A 17,325-nucleotide genomic window follows, 5' to 3' on the forward strand; every position below is an offset into this window, starting at 1 on the left:
CGACGATGCACGACAGTGTCTCTGGGCTAGAGCACAGACGATCAGGCGACGGGCGCCGGTCGCGCCGGATTTCCGCCCTGCGTCTGCAACGGTTGCTGGATGCGGCGCACGTGCTGGAACGCGACGCCTTTGGCGTGAAGGTGGCGCAGCTTCCATCGGGAACCATCCTGAAGCTGTTTCGGCGCAAGCGCCGCCTGTCGTCGGCGGCCTGGCGGCCGTATGGACAACGCTTTGTGCAGAACGCCATCGGTCTGGCGCGCTGCGAAGTGCCCACCGTGCAGGTGCGGGCGTTTTTCCAGTGTCCGGAGGCGGGCCGCCATGTGGTGGCCTACCGGCCACTCGCCGGGGAGGTATTGCGCCACCGCCTGGCCGGTGGCGGGTTGGTGGATTGGGCACAGCTGGCGCGTTTCATGGCTGAGTTGCATCGGCGAGGGGTTTATTTCCGTTCGCTGCATGGCGGCAACATCGTGTGCCTGCCCGGTGGCGGCTTCGGCCTGATCGACATTGCCGATCTGCGGCTGCTGCGGCCCCCGCTGGGGGTGGCGCGCCGGACGCGTAATCTGCGCCCCCTGCTGCGGGACGCGTCTTTGCAGGTCTTGCGACTACCGGCGGTGTTTGGCGAGTTCATCGAGGCTTACTGCGGTGCGGCGGGCATGACGCCGCTTTCGACCGCGGTGTTTCGTCGCTTCGCCTGGCGACAGTGGGCGCGTTGCGGGGCTCAGTTGTCGGGCAATTCGGCGTCCGGTTCCAGATCCGCAGCCGGCACCCGGTAGTCGCCATTCAGCCAACTGCCCAGGTCAGCCATCTTGCAGCGCTCGCTGCAGAACGGTCGGTAGGGGTTCTCCACCGACCAGACGGTTGGCTTCCTGCAGGTTGGGCAGGGCTGCTTCACAGGCTGCAGCACATGAGGCGAAACGGCACGTCCTCGTCCGCCGGCTGCGGCTTGCCGCACTCGGCATAGCGCACGAAGCGGATCGAGAAACGGTGCCGGCCGGCACTGATCTCCGGGTAGTACTGGCTGCCCAAGGGCAGCAGGATCCGCAACAGCTGATGCGGCAGGTTGGTGTCCAGCGAGCGCTGGTAGAAGCCCAACTGCGCCGACTCGGCGGCGGCGGCGGCAGACTGGCGTATCAACTCCAGGATCAGGCGGGTCGCGCTGCCAAGGCTGGTGAACGGATCGCTCCAGGCGGCGATGTCCTGTTGGCGTTTGGCGACCGGCTGTGCCAGCCAGTGCCGGTAGGCGGGTTGGTCGAAATCGCAGTTGCCCAGGGCCAGGTTGTGGCGCTTGCGCAGCTGCCCGATCATGTCGCTTTCCAGCAGCGCCTGGGCAAACGGCAGGCGCAGGCCGTGCAGGCGGTCGATCTCGCCGTCGAGCTGTTCCAGTACCTCCTGCAGGCGTCCGCGATCGACGTCCGGCGCGCTTTGCATGGCGGTCAGGATGCCGGCCAGGCGCTCCAGTTCCTTGACGACTTCGGCGCGCAGGTCACTGCGCGTGAGCAGGTCGGCCAGATCCAGCAGATGCAGCACGGCGGCCCGGTGGTGCCACACCTGATCGCCGCCCAGGCTGTCGTGCAGGTTGCGCAGCACGAACTCGATCCGCAGCAACATGCGCATGCGCTCGTTGAGCGGTTGCTCGTAGGCGACGAAATCGGGTGGATTCATAACCCGCCAAGGGTGCCCGTCGGGGCGCGTGGATGCTAGCTTTGCCCGGCCAGTTCGAGATAGCGCAGATGCATGCTATCCAGTTGGCGCTGCAGGGCGGTAACGTCGGTGGCATTGTCGACCACGTCATCCGCAGCTTCAAGCCTGCGCGCGCGGGATGCCTGCGCGGCCAGCATCGCCTGGCACTGCTCGGCGCTCATCCCGTCGCGCTGCATCAGGCGTGCAACCTGCACTTCCACGGGTACGTCGATCACCAGGACGCGGTGTACCAGTGCGCGCAGGGCGGCCGATTCGATCAGCAGCGGCACGGCAAGAATGCAATAAGGGCCGCGGACCTGTTGCAGGCGGGCGCGAATCTCGGTCTGGATCAGTGGGTGCAGGATGGCTTCCAGGCGGCGCCGTTCGGCCGGGTCGGCAAATACCACCTCTCGCAGTCGTCGGCGGTCCAGCGTGCCGTCGGCCTGCAGTATCTGCGAACCGAACGCGGCGACTACGGCGGCCAGTCCGGGCGTGCCGGCGGCCACGACATCGCGGGCCACCTCGTCGGCGTCGATGACCGGCACGCCACGTTCCTGGAAAAACGCCGTGGCCGTGGACTTGCCCGCCGCGATGCCGCCGGTCAGACCGATCACCAGCATCACAGCGCCGCCTGCCAGTACGCCGCGCGCAGCGCTTCGCCCCACATCAGGTTGATCCAGCCGGCGACGGCCAGAAATGGCCCGAACGGGAACGGCTGCTGCCGATTCCGGCCCTGGTGCAGGATGGCGCCAAGGCCGTAGACGGTTCCGACCAGGGAGGCGAGCAGGATGCACGCCGGCAGCGCCTGCCAGCCGAGCCAGGCGCCCAGCAGCGCCAGCAGCTTGAAGTCGCCGTAACCCATGCCTTCCTTGCCGGTCAGCCACTTGAACAGGTGATACACCAGCCACAGGACAAGATAGCCGGCCACCGCGCCGATGACCGCCGAGCGCAGGTCCGTGAAGGTGCCGCCCAGGTTCACCAGCAAACCGGCCCAGATGCCCGGCAGCGTGATCGCATCCGGCAGCAGCATGTGGTCGATATCGATCAGGGTGAGTGTCAGCAGCGTCAGGCTCAGGCCGATTGCCGCCACGGCGGTGATGCCGGGTCCAAAGCGCACGGCTACCGCGGCAGCCAGCACACCGGCGGTCAGCTCCAGCAGCGGATAACGGGCCGATATCGGTGCCTTGCAGGCGGCGCAGCGACCGCGCAGCCACAGCCAGCCCAGCAGGGGGATGTTGTGGCGCCAGGCAATCGGCGCCTTGCAGTGTGGGCAGTGCGAGGCTGGCGCGAGCAGGTCGTAGCGGCCTTCTGCCGCCGCGCCGCCGCAATCGACCTGCCACTGTCGCTGCAGCATCACCGGCAGGCGATGCACGACCACGTTCAGGAAACTGCCGACCAGCAACCCAAGCAGCAGACAAACACCGGCAAACAGCGCCGGGCTACCCAGCAGTGTGCCCAGCACCGACCCGCTCAGAAAACGGAGGCGAGCTTGAAGATGGGCAGATACATGGCGATCACCAGGCCGCCGACGATCACGCCAAGCACCGACATGATCAGCGGCTCCATCAGGCTGGTGAGGCGGTTGACCATCTGGTCGACTTCGTCTTCGTAAAAATCGGCTACCTTGCCGAGCATGTGATCGACGGAGCCGGATTCCTCGCCGATCGACACCATCTGGTTGACCATGTGCGCGAACAGGTTGGTGTTTTCCATCGACACGTGCAGGCTGCTGCCGGTTGCCACCTCATCACGGATTTGGCGTATGCCTTTCTCGTAGACCACGTTGCCGGCGGCGCGGGCCACCGAATCCATGGCTTCCACCAGCGGCACGCCGGCACCGAACATGGTCGACAGGGTGCGTGCATAACGGGCCACGGCACCCTTGCGAATGATTTCGCCGATCAGCGGGATGCGCAGCACGGCTGCGTCCAGGAAATCACGAAACCGTTCGGAGCGCCGATGTGCCTGTACGGAGCCGATGACGGCGCCCACGACCACCAGTATGGCAATCCACCACCACTGGCGAAAGCCGCGTGACAACTCGACCACCCACGCGGTGAGGGCTGGCAGGTCGGCACCGAAACCCTTGAAAAGGCTCTCGAACTGCGGGATCACGAACACCAGCAGGATACTGGTGACGATGAAGCCGACCGCGATCACGGCCGCCGGGTAGAACATGGCCGAGCGAATCTTGCGCTTGAGCGATTCGGATTTTTCGAGGTACACGGACAGCTTGGCCAGCACCCCGTCGAGGATGCCGGCCTGCTCGCCGGCCGCCACCAGGTTGACGTACAGCTCGTTGAACTGGCGCGGGTGCCGGGCAAGCGCCTCGTGCAGGCTCAGGCCGCCCTCGACCTGGGTCTTGATGGCCATCAGCAGTTCGGTCATGGCCGGGTTGTCGTGGCCGCGGCCGATGATGTCGAACGAGGACACCATCGGCACGCCGGCTTCGAGCATGGTGGCCAGCTGGCGGGTGAAGTAGGCGACGTCCGCGGCGGAGACTTTCTGGCGCGTCTCGAACAGGGCCGACTTGCGCCGCACCCGCGCCCGCAGCACGCCACGCTTGCGCAGCTGCTCGCGTACGTAAAGTTCATCGGCGCTCTTGATCTGGCCCGACAGTCGCTTGCCGGTGCGGTCGAAGCCGTTCCAGGTGAAGGTGCTGATGCGGTCGCTGGGTGCGGTGCGAGCGGCGGTGCGAGCAGCCATGGCGGTGCTTATTCCTTGGTGATGCGGTGGATCTCGCTCAGGCTGGTGACGCCCTCGCGGACCTTGTCCAGACCGGCCTGTATCAAGTCGGCGATGCCTTCGTGTTTGGCCTGGGCAGCGATTTCGATGTCGGAGGCTTCGCGCGTGATGAGCTTGCGCATGTCATCCGAGATCGTCATGACCTGATAGATACCGATACGCCCCTTGTAGCCGTCGGTACAGCGGTCGCAGCCGACCGCTTCATAGATCGTCAGACCGGCGTCGATTTCTTCCTCGCCGAAACCTTCCTTGAGCAGGGTCTGGCGTGGCAACTCCAGTGGTCGCTTGCATACCTTGCACAGGCGCCGCGCCAGACGCTGCGCCATGATCAGGTTCAGCGCAGCGGCCACGTTGTAGGATGGCACGCCCATGTTGATCAGGCGCGTGATGGTCTGCGGGGCGTCGTTGGTGTGCAGCGTGGCCAGCACCATGTGTCCGGTCTGGGCTGCCTTGACCGCAATCTCGGCCGTTTCAAGATCACGAATCTCGCCGATCAGGATCACGTCCGGATCCTGGCGCAGGAACGATCGCAGGGCCGCCGCAAAGGTGAGACCGGCCTTGACGTTGACGTTGACCTGGTTGACCCCTTCCATGACGATCTCGACCGGGTCTTCAGCGGTCGAAATGTTGATGCCGGGTTGGTTCAGTTCCTTCAGCCCGGCATACAGCGTCATCGTTTTGCCGCTGCCGGTGGGGCCGGTGATCAGCACCATGCCGTATGGCTTTTGCAGGTTGTGTTCGAACAGCTCCCGCTGAGCCGGGTTGAATCCCAGCTCGTCGACGGTCAGCAGTCCGTTGCCACCGTCCAGAACGCGCATGACGATCTTCTCGCCGTACAGGGTCGGGCAGGTGCTGACACGAAGATCCACCGCCCGGTTGCGCGACACCTTCAGCTTGATGCGTCCGTCCTGCGGCACGCGTCGCTCGGCAATGTCCAGGCGCGCCAGCACCTTGATGCGGGCCGCCAGGCGATTGGCCAGGCCCGGCGGTGGCGCCGCCATCTCGCGCAGGATGCCGTCCACGCGGTAGCGGACCCGATAGCGCTTCTCATACGGTTCGAAATGCAGGTCGGAAGCGCCCTTGCTGATCGCATCCAGCAGCAGTTTGTTGACGTAGCGCACGACCGGGGCGTCGTCGACGTCGATGTTGCTGGTGCCGGCGCCCGGGTCGTTTTCCTCGTCCTGCACGACCAGGGCGTCCAGGTCGGCGTCGTTGATTTCGTCCAGCGGCTGGTTTTCGGAGTTGGCAAGCACCTTGGTCAGCAGGGCCGACAGCTTGTCGTGCGGCACCAGCACTGCCTCGGTGCTCAGGCCGGAGCTGAACTTGATCTCGTCCAGGGCCCGGTAGTCGGTCGGATCGGACACCGCCGCAAACAGCCGGTTGCCGCGCCGGAAAAGCGGCAGGGCGCGGTATTTGCGGATGATCTGGTCGCTCACGCCGTGCAGACTGAGCAGCTCGGCGTCGAAGGCGTCCAGGTCGAACACCGGAAGACCGAACTCGCTGGAGGCGCACAGCGCGATCTGCGCCGCGTCCAGTCCTGTCGTCTCGACCAGGTAGGCTACGAGGGGTGTCTCGCGGGCCGCCGCGATATCGCTGGCGTGCGCCGCCTCTGCCTCGCTCAGCAGTCCATCCCTGGCAAGGCGCTTGGCGAGCCCGATCAGGCTCAGTCGGGTGCTGGGAGTTGCCATTTGTGCCATCTGTGTCGTGCGGTTGCCATGGATTCCCTCATCCCTCCGAGGCGTGGCTACTATAACAATGCGAGGGGTGCAAACTCACCCATCGGGCACATCGGCATGATGTATGTCCCCACCCGCGAGTGGTCAAGCCGCTCTCCTGGCAGGACTTATCGGTCCGCCGCGCGAAATGTTGAGCGCGGGATCGCCGCTGGGGCCGACTGAACAATGCTTCGGGGCGCTAGTTCGCGCAAGGCGATCCAGTACGGCGCCCTGCCTGGGGTAAGTTGCACACTGTGGGTCGTGGGCCCGGTTTTTTTGGCGCATCAGGATGAAACATGCGTAGAAGCAAAATACTGGCAGCGTTGCTGCTTGCCGGCAGTGCGCAGGCGGCGGCCGAGGATCCGCGTCTGCACCCCGGGCAGTTGCGTCTGCTGGCTTTGGATTGGGCGCAGTTGCGGGAAGTCGTGCCCGGCGCGGTCTACATGCGGCACTGGTTTGGCACCGATCAGAGCACCGCGCTGTTTCGGTTTCCGCCCGCCGCGGCGTCGGCGGCACCTGCCGCGTTGGCTTTCCATAGTCACGGTACCGAACTGGCGGTGCAGGTGGCGGGTGATTCGGAAATCGTCGACGAGCGTGGGCGCCGTTATCCCTTGCGGGAAGGCGACGTGGTGCTGGTAAAGGCCAACGTGCGCCACACCGGCACCTTTGGCGGCACCGAGAATCGCATCTTGAGCGTGGTGACGCCGGCTCGTCCGGAGTATTCACCCGAAGACGGTGCCGCGTATTTCCCGGGGCATGGCCAGCCTGCCGCCAAGGCCGCGCCGCCGCGCACGGACTACACGGGCCCGACCGTGCGCACGCTGTTCAACCTCGGCACCGTGGAGCCGACCTTGCTGTCCTACGCGGGCGGCGGCGTCGCGTTTCGTCACTGGCACGGCGACGACGTGAGTGTGGCGGTGACACGCCTGCGGGCCGATGGTTCCGGGCACGTCGCCGCCGCCCATGCCGTGCACGGGGAAGAGGTTGCATGGGTGGTACGAGGCCAGATGGCGTACGCGCTGACCGGTGGCGCGCGGGTGACGGCCAACGCGGGACAGGCAGTCTTTCTGCCGCCCTACCGGGCGCACAGTGCACAGTGTCTGGCGGCCGAGTGCCTGATCGTGTCGTGGCATGGCCCGCGGCGCGACGAGTGGGGCGTGCCGGGCAGTCTGCCGCCGTTGCGCTTTGTCACCACCGGCGCAGGCGCCGTGGTGGTGCCGGTCAAGGTACAGTGTCCCTGCGAAGCGTCGACGGCCGCCGCCGGACCGGCAGGTGGCGGCCGATAGCGGGCGACGCCAGCGCTTATCGGGTCGCGCGACGGGGCGTTTTTCATTTCGACGTCGGGCCTCGTGGCGCCTGGCAAACATTACATTTCAAATTCCAAGGATCGGGGTTTCATGCGATTGACCTTCATTCGCTGGCGTGGCTGTGCGCTGCCCGTGCTGGCGGCGGTTTTGTGGGGATGCAGCAGCGACAAGCCAGCGGACGCGACCGAAGCGCGCCGGGTATCGATCACCGCCGGCATTGCCGCGCAGCGGCCGGTCGAGGTCATCGAGGAGTCGGTCGGCTTCATCGACACCCGTACCTCGCCCCTGGTGGCGGCCGAGGTCGCCGGCCGGCTGGTCGAAGTGAAGGTCGATGTCGGTCAGGCGGTCACGGCCGGCCAGGTGCTGGCACGCATCGAGGCAGTGGACTACCAGAACGAACTGCGCTCGGCCAGCGCCGAGGCCTCGCGCCTGGTTGCGCTGGTCGACAACCAGCGCCGGGTGGTGGAGCGCTATCGCAGCCTGGGTCAGGACCGTTTCGTGTCCGAGACGGCGCTCGATGAGGCCGAATCCCAGCTGACGGCACTCACCGAACAGCTGGCCAATGCCCGGGCACGGCGCGACATGGCCGCCCGCGGCGTGAGCAAAACCGCCGTGCTGGCGCCGGTGGACGGCGTGATCCAGCAGCGACTGGTGTCGAAGGGCACCTATGTGAACAGCGGCGATGCGCTGTTTCAGATCGCCACACGCGCCACGCTGCGCGTCCACCTGCCATTGCCCGAGACGGTGCTCGGTCGCCTGCGTGCCGGTCAGACCGTGTACCTGACGACCCCGACCGCCCCCGGACAGACGGTGACCGGCACGGTCACCGAGCTGCGCCCGGTGGTCAGCACCGGCAGCCGCGCCGGCGAGGCGATCGTGGAGTTGCCAAACCCGGGCGACTGGTCCCCGGGCGCCAGTGTGGTGGGACGCGTGGTACTGGAACGGCGCGATTCGGTGGTGGTGCCGGCGGTCAGTGTGGTGCTGCGCCCGGCCGGACAGGTGGCCTATGTGGTCGACGGCGACACGGTGCGGCAGGTCAAGGTGCAGATTGGCGAGCGACTGGGCAGCGAGGTCGAGATCGTCTCCGGCCTGACGGCGGGTGATCGCATCGCCGTCGATGGCGCCGCCTATCTGTCGGACGGGGCGGCGGTGAATGTCCGGGAGCAGGGCTCATGACCCTGCCGGAAATCTCCATCAAGCGGCACATCTTCGCGCTCATGCTGAGCCTGCTGATCGTGCTGTTCGGTCTGATCTCCTACCAGCGCATCGGCATCGACCGCTATCCGCAGATCCAGTTTCCGGCGGTGTCGGTCATCACCACGCTGCGCGGTGCCAATCCGGAAGTCGTGGATTCGGCGGTCACCAACGTCATCGAAAGCTCCGTCAACAGCACGCCCGGCATCGAGCGCATCGAGTCGCAGTCACTGCCGGGCGTGTCGCTGATCGTGGTCATCTTCAAGCTCGGCAAGGATGTCGATGTCGCCTTCAACGAGGTGCAGACCAAGGTCAGCCAGGCCGTGGAGCGCCTGCCGGACGACATCGATGCGCCGGTGGTGGCCAAGCTCGAAACCGGCTCGCAGGCCATCATGTGGCTGTCGCTGGAGGGCGACCGGACCGACCCGCAGCTGGCCACCTACGCCCGCACGGTGCTCAAGAAGCGCCTGGAAACCATCGACGGCGTGGGCGAGGTGCAGCTGGGCGGCGTGCAGGAGCGCGCCATCCGCGTCAACGTTGATCTGGAGCGCGCCGCGGCGTTGGGCGTCACGGCGCAGGACATCACCGCCGCACTGGCCAACGAGCATCTGCAGTTGCCGGGCGGCTTCCTGGTCGGCGGCCAGACCGAACACCTGATCAAGCTGGACCAGGAATACCACTCGGTCGAGGAAATGCAGCGCCTGGTGGTCGGTCACCGCGAAGGCGCGGCGATCCTGCTCAAGGACGTGGCGCAGGTGGAGGACGGTGGCAAGGACCGTCGCCAGGCGGCCTACCAGAGCGGCAAGGTGTCGATGGGGCTGGGCATCGTCAAGATCAGCAACGCCAATACCGTGGCCATTGCGACCGAGGTGAAAAAGCGCCTCGACAGCGAGTTCCGTCCGGCGCTGCCGCCGGGCATGAAGCTGTCGATCGCCTGGGACGACAGTGATTTCATCAACCGCACCATTGGCGCCCTGACCGAGCACATTTACCTGGGCGCCGGCCTGGCGGCGCTGGTGGTGTTCGTGTTCCTGGTCAATTGGCGCGCCACCATCATCATCGCGCTGGCGATTCCGGTGTCGCTGCTGGCGGCGGTGCTGATCATGTATTTCATGGGCTATACGCTCAACACCATGACCATGCTGGCGCTGCTGCTGCTGATCGGCGTGGTGGTGGACGACGCCATCGTGGTGCTGGAGAACATCCACCGCTACATGCATGAGCGGCCGGGTGAGCCGTTGCGCGCCGCGGCGGAGGGCACGCAGCAGGTGTATTTCGCGATCATCGCGGCCACCTTTGCGCTGGTGTGCATCTTCGGGCCGGTGATCTTCATGGAAGGCATCATCGGGCTGTTCTTCGAATCCTTTGCCGTGGTGGTCACCGCCGGCGTGCTGGCTTCGCTGTTCGTGGCCGTCACGCTCACGCCGATGCTCTGTTCGCGCCTGCTGAAGGTCGAGGTCCACCAGGGCCGCCTGGCGCGGGCGAGCTTTGCCGCCATGGAGCGGGTCGAGACCGCTTACCGAAGATCGCTGCAGTGGGTACTGCGCTGGCGCTGGATGACGCTGCTGCTGGCCGTGCTGGTGGTTCTGCCGGCGGGGCTGCTGTTTGGCGTCATCGGCAAGACCTTCGAACCGGATGTCGACGAGGACGGTTTTCTGGTGAGCTTCAAGACGCCGCTGGGGTCGAGTCTCGAGTACTCCGAGCGCCGGATGCGCGATGTCGAGGCGCTGCTCAAACAGCAGCCCGAGGTGCGCGACTACTGGTCGTCGGTCGGCATCGGCCCGATCGGCCAGGTCAGCCAGGGCATGGTGTTCGTGCGGCTGGTGCCGGCCGAGCAACGTTCGGTGCATCAGTACGAGGTGATTCGCCGTGTGCAGGCTGCGCTGGGCGACATTCCGGGCATCGAGGCCTTCGCCGGGCGCGTGCCGGCCGTGCAGGGTGCCCGTGGCGAGCCGTTGCAGTTCGTGCTGCGCGGCGTCGACCTGACGCGAGTGGCCGGACTGGCCAAGGACCTGCATGGCAAGCTGTCGGTCGAGCACCCCGAGCTCGGCTACCTGGATTTGGACCTCAAGCTCGACCTGCCGCAGTACAAGCTCGAAATCGACCGCGTGCGGGCCGCCAGCCTGGGTCTGAACGCCGCCACCGTGGCGCAGGCGGTGAATCTGTTGATGGGCGGCCAGGACGTGGCCTATTTCAATGACGAGCCGGGCGATGGCGAGCGTTACGACGTGCGCGTGAAGGCAGTCGATGGGCAGGTGACGCGCCCCGAGCATTTGCGGCGCATTTACCTGCGCAGCACCAGCGGCGAACTGGTGCGTGCCGACACCGTGGCGCGCTTCGAGGAGCGGCTGGGGCCGGCGCTGATCTCGCGCTACGACCTGCGCTATGCGGCCAATTTCTACGCCGAACCGAAGGTGCCGCTGAACGAGGCCATCGCCACCGTAAAGGCGGCTGTCGGTCAGCTGCCGGAGGGCTACACGCTGGAACTGGTGCGGGTGACCAAGGACTATGCGGACACGGTGCGCATCCTCAGCGGCACCTTCGGCCTGGCGGTGGTGTTGCTGTACATGGTTCTGGCCAGCCAGTTCAACTCGCTGGTGCAGCCGCTGATCATCATGGTGGCCCAGCCGCTGGCGGCGGTCGGGGCGCTGTTCGGCCTGTGGCTGTTCGACATGACGCTGAACATCTACTCGATGATCGGCATGGTGCTGCTGGTAGGACTGGTGGCCAAGAATTCCATCCTGCTGGTGGATCTGGCCAACCAGCTGCGCACCGACGGGCGCGACGTCGATCAGGCGTTGCTGGAGGCCTGCCCGGTCCGCCTGCGCCCGGTGTTGATGACCTCGCTGACCATCATTCTGGCCATGCTGCCGGCGGCGCTGGGCTTTGGCACCGGCTTCGAGGCCAACGGACCGCTGGCGGTGACCATCATCGGCGGCATGATCAGCTCGACCGTGCTTACCCTGCTGGTGGTGCCGGCGCTGTACTCATTGGCCGAGCACGGGCTGGCACGCCTGCGTCAAAGGCGTGCCACTGCGTCGGCGGTGACAGCCGGATCGGCATGAATGCGGCCGGCTGGGGCCGCGGCCGAGTCCGCCACGAAACCGCGTATCCGGTATTCGGTGCACACCGCTTCGATCAGCCGGCGGGTTCGGGCGTTGGCCAGCGCATAGCGGATCCTTGGGCCGTCGCGCTGGGCGACCACCAGCCCGGCACTGCGCAGGCGTGCCAGATGCCGCGAGAGCGCCGACTGGGCGATCGGCACCCGGCGGTTCAGATCGCACACGGCCATGGGCTGCTGCGCCAGCGCGCACAGTACGAGCAGGCGATGGGTGTTGCCGATTGCCTTTAGCATTGCCGTGGCTTGGCGCAAGGCGTCCCAATGTTCGTTGTCGGCTGACATTGCTGTTGCGTATCGTGGAGGGCGAGGCGGCGAGATCCATAGATTAGGAGCCGCTAATGACAGTTGGCTGTGACGCGTTACGCATTTCCAGCCAGCGAGGAGGGGCGTTCGATCATGGGTTATGAAGTGCAGACGTTCTTTGATCCGCCGACCGGCAGCTGGTCGTATCTGGTCGCCGATGCCCGCAGTCGACAGGCCGTCATCATCGACCCGGTCCTGGACTACGACGCCGCGGCGGCGCGCACCGGCAGGAGCGGTGCCGATCACCTGTTGCAGGCGGTGCGCGAGCGCGAGCTGGAGGTGGCCTGGATTCTGGAGACCCATGCCCACGCCGATCACCTGACCGCCGCCGCGTATCTGAGGGAGCAGCTCGGCGCACCACTGGCTGTGGGCGCAGGCATCTGCCAGGTGCAGCAGACCTTCGCCCGCATCTTCAACCTCGGTGACGGGTTCCCAAGGGACGGCTCGCAGTTCGATCGCCTGCTGCAGGACGGCGACAGCCTGCCGCTGGGCGATCTCGCCATCCGGGTCATGGCCACGCCGGGGCACACCGGCGACAGCATGAGCTACCTGATCGGCGATGCCGTGTTCATCGGCGATACGCTGTTCATGCCGGACGTGGGCAGCGCGCGCTGCGACTTTCCGGGTGGCGATGCGGCCACGCTGTACCACTCGGTGCAGCGGCTGTACGCGCTGGGCGGTCCGATGCGCATGTTCGTCTGTCACGATTACCCGCCCACGGACCGCCAGGCGCAGTGCCAGACCACCGTTGCGGCCCAGCGTGCCGGCAACATCCACCTTCGCGACGGCATTGACCTGGACGCCTTCGTGGCCCTGCGCACGGCGCGTGACGCCACGCTGCCGGTGCCCCGCCTGCTGCTGCCAGCCATCCAGGTCAACATCCGCGCCGGTCAAATGCCACCGCCGGACGACAACGGTACGGCCTATCTGAAGTTGCCCGTGAACATCCTGTGAGGTAACCGTGAGTCAGTTCACCCCGTACACCGCCCTTGGCGGTGGCCTTTTGATCGGTCTGGCGGCCGTGCTGTTGCTGTACCTGAACGGCCGCATCGCCGGCATCAGCGGCATCCTGAACGGCGCCCTGGTGCGTCATGCCGGCGACACCGCGTGGCGCGTGGCCTTCATCGCCGGCATGCTGGCCGGCGGCGCGGCATTCTGGTGGCTGACGCCGCACGCCTTTGCGCCGCGCCAGGGCTTCCCGGTCGGACTGTTGCTGGCGGCGGGCTTTCTGGTCGGGTTTGGCACCCGTCTTGGCAGCGGCTGCACCAGCGGTCATGGCGTGTGCGGCCTGGGCCGGCGCTCGTTGCGCTCGCTGGTGGCGACGATGACCTTCGTCGGCTGCGGCATGCTCACTGTGTATATAACGCGCCACCTGCTCGGGGTGCAGCCGTGAGGCGGGTGCTGGCGGCGGTGCTGTGCGGTGTGTTGTTCGGGGTGGGACTCGCGCTGGCGCAGATGATCGACCCGAACAAGGTGCTCGCCTTCCTGGACCTGGCTGGCACCTGGGATCCGAGCCTGATCCTGGTCATGGGCGGCGGCGCCGGTGTTACCGCGTTGTTGTTCCCGTGGGTGTTGCGCCGGTCGCGGCCGCGGCTGGACAGCCAGTTTCATTTACCGGCCAAGCGGCGGGTGGACGGCCAGCTGCTCAGTGGCGCTGCGCTGTTTGGCATCGGCTGGGGACTGGCCGGGTACTGTCCCGGTCCGGCGCTGGTCGCGCTGACGCTGGGTACCGCCGAGCCGTGGTTGTTTGTCGCGGCCATGATCGCCGGCTCGCTGGCGTGCAAGGTATGGCTGGACGGCGGTCGCTGAAGGCCGTGAACGGCGTTTTCCGTAACGAGGTCAACCGGATATGAGTGCGCTCGCCGATCCGCTGCTGCTGGCGCGCCTGCAGTTTGCCGCCAACATCAGCTTTCACATCCTGTTTCCCAGCATCAACATGGCGCTGGCCTGGGTGCTGCTGTATTTCAAGCTGCGCGGGCGGGCCAACGATGGCGCCCGGTGGCAGGCTGCCTATGGCACCTGGGTCAAGGTATTTGCGCTGTCGTTCGCGCTGGGCGTGGTCAGCGGCGTGACCATGAGCTTCCAGTTCGGCACCAACTGGCCGGGTTACATGCAGCGGGTGGGCAACATCGCCGGGCCGCTGCTCGGCTACGAGGTGCTGACGGCATTTTTCCTGGAGGCGACCTTCCTGGGCGTGATGCTGTTCGGCCGCGGGCGCGTGTCCGAGCGCATGCATCTGCTGGCGACCGTGCTGGTGGCGGTCGGCACCAGCCTTTCGGCGTTCTGGATTCTGGCGCTCAATTCCTGGATGCAGACCCCGGCCGGATACGTGATGATCGACGGCCAGGCGCACGCCGCCAGCTGGTGGGCGGTGATCTTCAACCCCTCGTTCCCATACCGGCTGACGCACATGCTGCTGGCCTCCGGGCTGACGGTGGCGTTTCTGCTGGCCGGGCTGTCGTCCTACCGGCGCCTGCGCGGCGAGCGCAGCACCGAGGTCGCGGCAACGCTTCGCACCGGTGTGCTGCTGGCGGCGGCACTGATTCCGGTGCAGATTTTCATCGGCGATCTGCACGGCCTGAACACGCTGGAGCACCAGCCGGCCAAGATCGCCGCCATGGAGGCCATATGGGACACCGAGCGCGGTGCCGACCTGCGGCTCTTCGCCTGGCCGGATGAACGCACGCGCAGCAACCGCTTCGAGATCACCATCCCCGACGCGGCCAGCCTGATCCTGACTCACCACTGGAATGGCGAACTGCGCGGCCTGAACAGCTTTCCGGACCACCCGCCGGTGGCGCCGCTGTTCTTCGCGTTTCGGATCATGGTCGGCGTGGGCCTGCTGATGCTGGCGGTCAGTTGGCTGGCGGCCTGGCAGACGCTGCGCCGGGGCGAGCCCACGGCGCTGGTCCAGCGCGGCCTGCTGGTGATGACGTTTTCGGGCTGGCTGGCGGTGCTGGCCGGCTGGTACACGACCGAGATCGGCCGCCAGCCGTGGCTGGTGTACGGCGTCCTCAAGACTGCGGACGCGGCTTCCGACGTGCCGGCCAGCATGATCGCACTGAGTCTGGGGTTGTACCTGACGCTGTACGCGGTGCTGATCGTCGCCTACGTGTGGGTGCTGTTCTACATGGCGCGCAAGGCCGGCACGGCGCAAGGCACCGTGGAGGGCGTGTGATGGACCAGGCGCTGCCGCTGATCTTCATGGGCCTGATGGGCGTCGCGATGCTGGCCTACGTGGTGCTGGACGGCTTCGACCTGGGTGTCGGCCTGTTGCTGCCGCTGGTGGACGATGCCGACAAGGACCGCATGATCGCTTCCATCGGCCCGTTCTGGGATGCCAACGAAACCTGGCTGGTGCTGGGCGCCGGCATCCTGCTGGTGGCCTTTCCACACGCGCATGGCGTGGTGCTGACGGCGCTCTACCTGCCGGTGGCGTTCATGCTGATCGGCCTGATCCTGCGCGGCGTGGCCTTCGATTTCCGGGTCAAGGCCCACGCCGACCACAAGGCGCTGTGGAACCGCGCCTTCGTGGCCGGCTCGGCGCTGGCGGCGTTCGCGCAGGGCTTCATGCTCGGCAAGTACATCCTGGGCTTTGCCGGCGGGCTGTGGCCGTTTCTGTTTGCGACCCTGATCGGCCTGTGTCTGATGGCAGGCTACGCGCTGCTTGGCGCCACCTGGCTGCTGATGAAAACCGGCCCGGCGCTCAAGCAGCGCGCCGCCGGCTGGGCGCGGCGAGCGCTGTGGGGGACGGCGCTCGGCCTGGCGGCGGTGTCGGTCGCCACGCCGCTGGTCAGTGAGCGCATCTTCGACAAGTGGTTCGCCATGCCCGAGTTCATCCTGCTGCTGCAGGTGCCGCTGGCCACGGCGGTACTGTTGCTGGTCGCCGACCGGCGCCTGAAGCGCCTGTGCCAGCAGGATCTGCCGCGGCCGTGGGAGCCGTTTGCCTGCGCCGTGGGGCTGTTCGTGCTGGCGGCGATCGGGCTTGCCTACAGCCTGTATCCCTATCTGGTGGTCGATCGCCTTACCGCCTGGCAGGCTGCTGCGGCGCCCGAGTCGCTCAAGTTCATCCTGGTCGGCGTGGTCATCACCCTGCCGGCCATCATCGCCTACACCGTATACGTGTACCGAGTGTTCTGGGGCGAGGCCGGGGAACTGCGTTATGAGTAGCGGCCGGTCACGCGCACCCCCGGACCGGCTACCATTGCCGCCCTTTTCCGATGCCAGGAGGCCCTGCCCATGTTGACCAAAGATGATGTCCGCGGCGTATCTGCCATGATCCCGACGCCGTGCAAGGAAGGGCAGGGCGGCTGGCAGTACGAGGATTCGGTCGATCTTGACGAAACCGCGCGCATGACCGAGCAGCTGATCGCCGCCGGTATCGGCTCGATCGCCGCCAACGGCACTACCGGCGAGTGCGCGGCGCTGACGCTGGAAGAGAAACTCGCCTTCACCCGCACCATCATCGAGGTGGCGCGCGGCCGGGTGCCGGTGTTCGCCGGCATCACCACGCTGGGCACCAAGGAAACCGTGCGCCAGATGCGCAAGTTTCGTGAGCTGGGCGTGGAAGGCGGCTTCGTCGGCCTGCCGCTGTGGCAGACCCCGACCATCACCAACTCGGTCAAGTTCTATGCCGATCTGGCCGAGGCAGTGCCGGAAATGGCGCTGATGGTTTATGCCAACCCGCTGTTTTTCAAATCGACCTTCCCGGTCGAGTTCTGGGAAGGCGTCGGCAAGCACTGCCCGACGGTGGTCACCTGCAAGTACGTCGGCAACCTGATGGACCCGAAGAACATGCTGATCGACCTGCCGGCCAGCATGGACGCCGCGCCGCATGTGCAGTTCCTGCCGATCGACTTTGCCGCGCCGATGGCTTACGACCTGGTCGGCGATCGCCTCAAGGGCATGTGGTCGACCAGCTGCGCCATGGGGCCGGAGCCGGTGGTCGCCCTGCAGCGAGCCATCGACGCCGGCGACAAGGCGCGCATGGGCGAGATCATGCACGACCTGCACGGCCTGCCCAACGCCATCCCGGACTTCAAGGAATTCTCCAAGTACAACGTGCAGGTGGAAAAAATCCGCTGCAACGCCGCCGGCTACATCAAGGCCGGCCCGTGCCGCGCGCCGTACGAGGACCTGCCGGACGACTGGCGCGCCCTGACCGTGGCCAGCGGCAAGGCCTGGGCCGAGCTGTGCGCGCGTAAGTACCGCTGACACGTAGCCTCCGGCATCCGTCGTTCGGCTTTGCGCCGCCGACGGA

17 protein-coding genes are annotated in these 17,325 nt (G+C 66.5%); 10 read left to right on the top strand and 7 right to left on the bottom strand.

Features of this window, described 5'->3' with window-relative positions; all coding sequences use genetic code 11:
* The first annotated feature begins 110 nt into the window (after positions 1–110).
* Positions 111–773 (top strand): protein kinase family protein, encoded by a 663-nt coding sequence (locus tag PG2T_RS12770; protein WP_145931090.1) that lies wholly within the window; start codon positions 111–113, stop codon positions 771–773.
* Here the strand turns inward: PG2T_RS12770 and PG2T_RS15605 are convergent.
* Genes PG2T_RS15605 through pilB form a run of 6 tightly spaced genes read right to left on the bottom strand, consistent with a single transcriptional unit; the run spans position 719 to position 6,113 of the window.
* Positions 719–952: a DNA gyrase inhibitor YacG gene (locus PG2T_RS15605; RefSeq protein WP_083214921.1), complete on the bottom strand. Its 234-nt coding sequence runs from the start codon at positions 950–952 to the stop codon at positions 719–721. The genes PG2T_RS12770 and PG2T_RS15605 overlap by 55 nt on opposite strands.
* Positions 889–1,662, bottom strand: a complete 774-nt coding sequence (gene zapD / locus PG2T_RS12775) for a cell division protein ZapD (RefSeq protein ID WP_068806223.1) — start codon at positions 1,660–1,662, stop codon at positions 889–891. Before zapD ends, PG2T_RS15605 begins: the two co-directional genes overlap by 64 nt.
* 35 nt (positions 1,663–1,697) lie before the next feature.
* Positions 1,698–2,300, bottom strand: coding sequence for a dephospho-CoA kinase (gene coaE / locus PG2T_RS12780; protein WP_068806226.1), 603 nt, complete (start codon positions 2,298–2,300; stop codon positions 1,698–1,700).
* A complete protein-coding gene (locus PG2T_RS12785) occupies positions 2,300–3,139 on the bottom strand; it encodes a prepilin peptidase (protein ID WP_418268541.1) in 840 nt (279 codons plus the stop codon). The genes coaE and PG2T_RS12785 overlap by 1 nt, the downstream gene beginning before the upstream one ends.
* Positions 3,140–3,150: 11 nt before the next feature.
* The gene (locus tag PG2T_RS12790; protein WP_068806232.1) at positions 3,151–4,386 is read right to left on the bottom strand and encodes a type II secretion system F family protein; all 1,236 of its coding nucleotides are present in this window, start codon (positions 4,384–4,386) and stop codon (positions 3,151–3,153) included.
* A gap of 8 nt (positions 4,387–4,394) precedes the next feature.
* Positions 4,395–6,113 (bottom strand): type IV-A pilus assembly ATPase PilB, encoded by a 1,719-nt coding sequence (gene pilB / locus PG2T_RS12795; protein ID WP_068808361.1) that lies wholly within the window; start codon positions 6,111–6,113, stop codon positions 4,395–4,397.
* Positions 6,114–6,436: 323 nt separating this feature from the next.
* On the opposite strand from pilB, the gene PG2T_RS12800 reads away from it, so the two are divergent.
* The 3 genes from PG2T_RS12800 to PG2T_RS12810 all read left to right on the top strand — a co-directional run bounded on the left by PG2T_RS12800 (position 6,437) and on the right by PG2T_RS12810 (position 11,706).
* Entirely contained in the window at positions 6,437–7,426 is a 990-nt protein-coding gene (locus PG2T_RS12800; RefSeq protein WP_145931092.1) for a cupin domain-containing protein, read from the top strand.
* A 111-nt stretch (positions 7,427–7,537) separates the two neighbouring features.
* Positions 7,538–8,623: an efflux RND transporter periplasmic adaptor subunit gene (locus tag PG2T_RS12805; protein ID WP_068806236.1), complete on the top strand. Its 1,086-nt coding sequence runs from the start codon at positions 7,538–7,540 to the stop codon at positions 8,621–8,623.
* The gene (locus PG2T_RS12810) at positions 8,620–11,706 is read left to right on the top strand and encodes an efflux RND transporter permease subunit (protein WP_068806239.1); all 3,087 of its coding nucleotides are present in this window, start codon (positions 8,620–8,622) and stop codon (positions 11,704–11,706) included. Before PG2T_RS12805 ends, PG2T_RS12810 begins: the two co-directional genes overlap by 4 nt.
* Here the strand turns inward: PG2T_RS12810 and PG2T_RS12815 are convergent.
* Positions 11,661–11,996, bottom strand: a complete 336-nt coding sequence (locus PG2T_RS12815) for an ArsR/SmtB family transcription factor (protein WP_202816347.1) — start codon at positions 11,994–11,996, stop codon at positions 11,661–11,663. The two genes, PG2T_RS12810 and PG2T_RS12815, sit on opposite strands and share 46 nt — an antisense overlap.
* A 162-nt stretch (positions 11,997–12,158) precedes the next feature.
* On the opposite strand from PG2T_RS12815, the gene PG2T_RS12820 reads away from it, so the two are divergent.
* From PG2T_RS12820 to PG2T_RS12845, 6 genes are all read left to right on the top strand, one after another.
* Complete coding sequence (locus tag PG2T_RS12820; protein ID WP_068806243.1) at positions 12,159–13,019, top strand: MBL fold metallo-hydrolase; 861 nt, start codon at positions 12,159–12,161, stop codon at positions 13,017–13,019.
* 7 nt (positions 13,020–13,026) lie between these two features.
* Positions 13,027–13,458, top strand: a complete 432-nt coding sequence (locus PG2T_RS12825) for a YeeE/YedE family protein (RefSeq protein WP_068806245.1) — start codon at positions 13,027–13,029, stop codon at positions 13,456–13,458.
* Complete coding sequence (locus PG2T_RS12830; RefSeq protein ID WP_068806247.1) at positions 13,455–13,874, top strand: YeeE/YedE family protein; 420 nt, start codon at positions 13,455–13,457, stop codon at positions 13,872–13,874. The genes PG2T_RS12825 and PG2T_RS12830 overlap by 4 nt, the downstream gene beginning before the upstream one ends.
* Positions 13,875–13,914: 40 nt before the next feature.
* Positions 13,915–15,243 carry a cytochrome ubiquinol oxidase subunit I gene (locus tag PG2T_RS12835; RefSeq protein ID WP_068806249.1) on the top strand — a complete coding sequence of 443 codons (1,329 nt, stop codon included), beginning with the start codon at positions 13,915–13,917 and terminating at the stop codon, positions 15,241–15,243.
* Positions 15,243–16,235, top strand: coding sequence for a cytochrome d ubiquinol oxidase subunit II (locus PG2T_RS12840; protein WP_068806252.1), 993 nt, complete (start codon positions 15,243–15,245; stop codon positions 16,233–16,235). The genes PG2T_RS12835 and PG2T_RS12840 overlap by 1 nt, the downstream gene beginning before the upstream one ends.
* A gap of 69 nt (positions 16,236–16,304) precedes the next feature.
* Positions 16,305–17,279 (top strand): dihydrodipicolinate synthase family protein, encoded by a 975-nt coding sequence (locus PG2T_RS12845; protein WP_068806255.1) that lies wholly within the window; start codon positions 16,305–16,307, stop codon positions 17,277–17,279.
* The last annotated feature ends 46 nt before the right edge of the window (positions 17,280–17,325 follow it).

The organism is Immundisolibacter cernigliae, assembly GCF_001697225.1.
In the GTDB taxonomy this organism is placed as follows: Bacteria; Pseudomonadota; Gammaproteobacteria; order Immundisolibacterales; family Immundisolibacteraceae; genus Immundisolibacter; species Immundisolibacter cernigliae.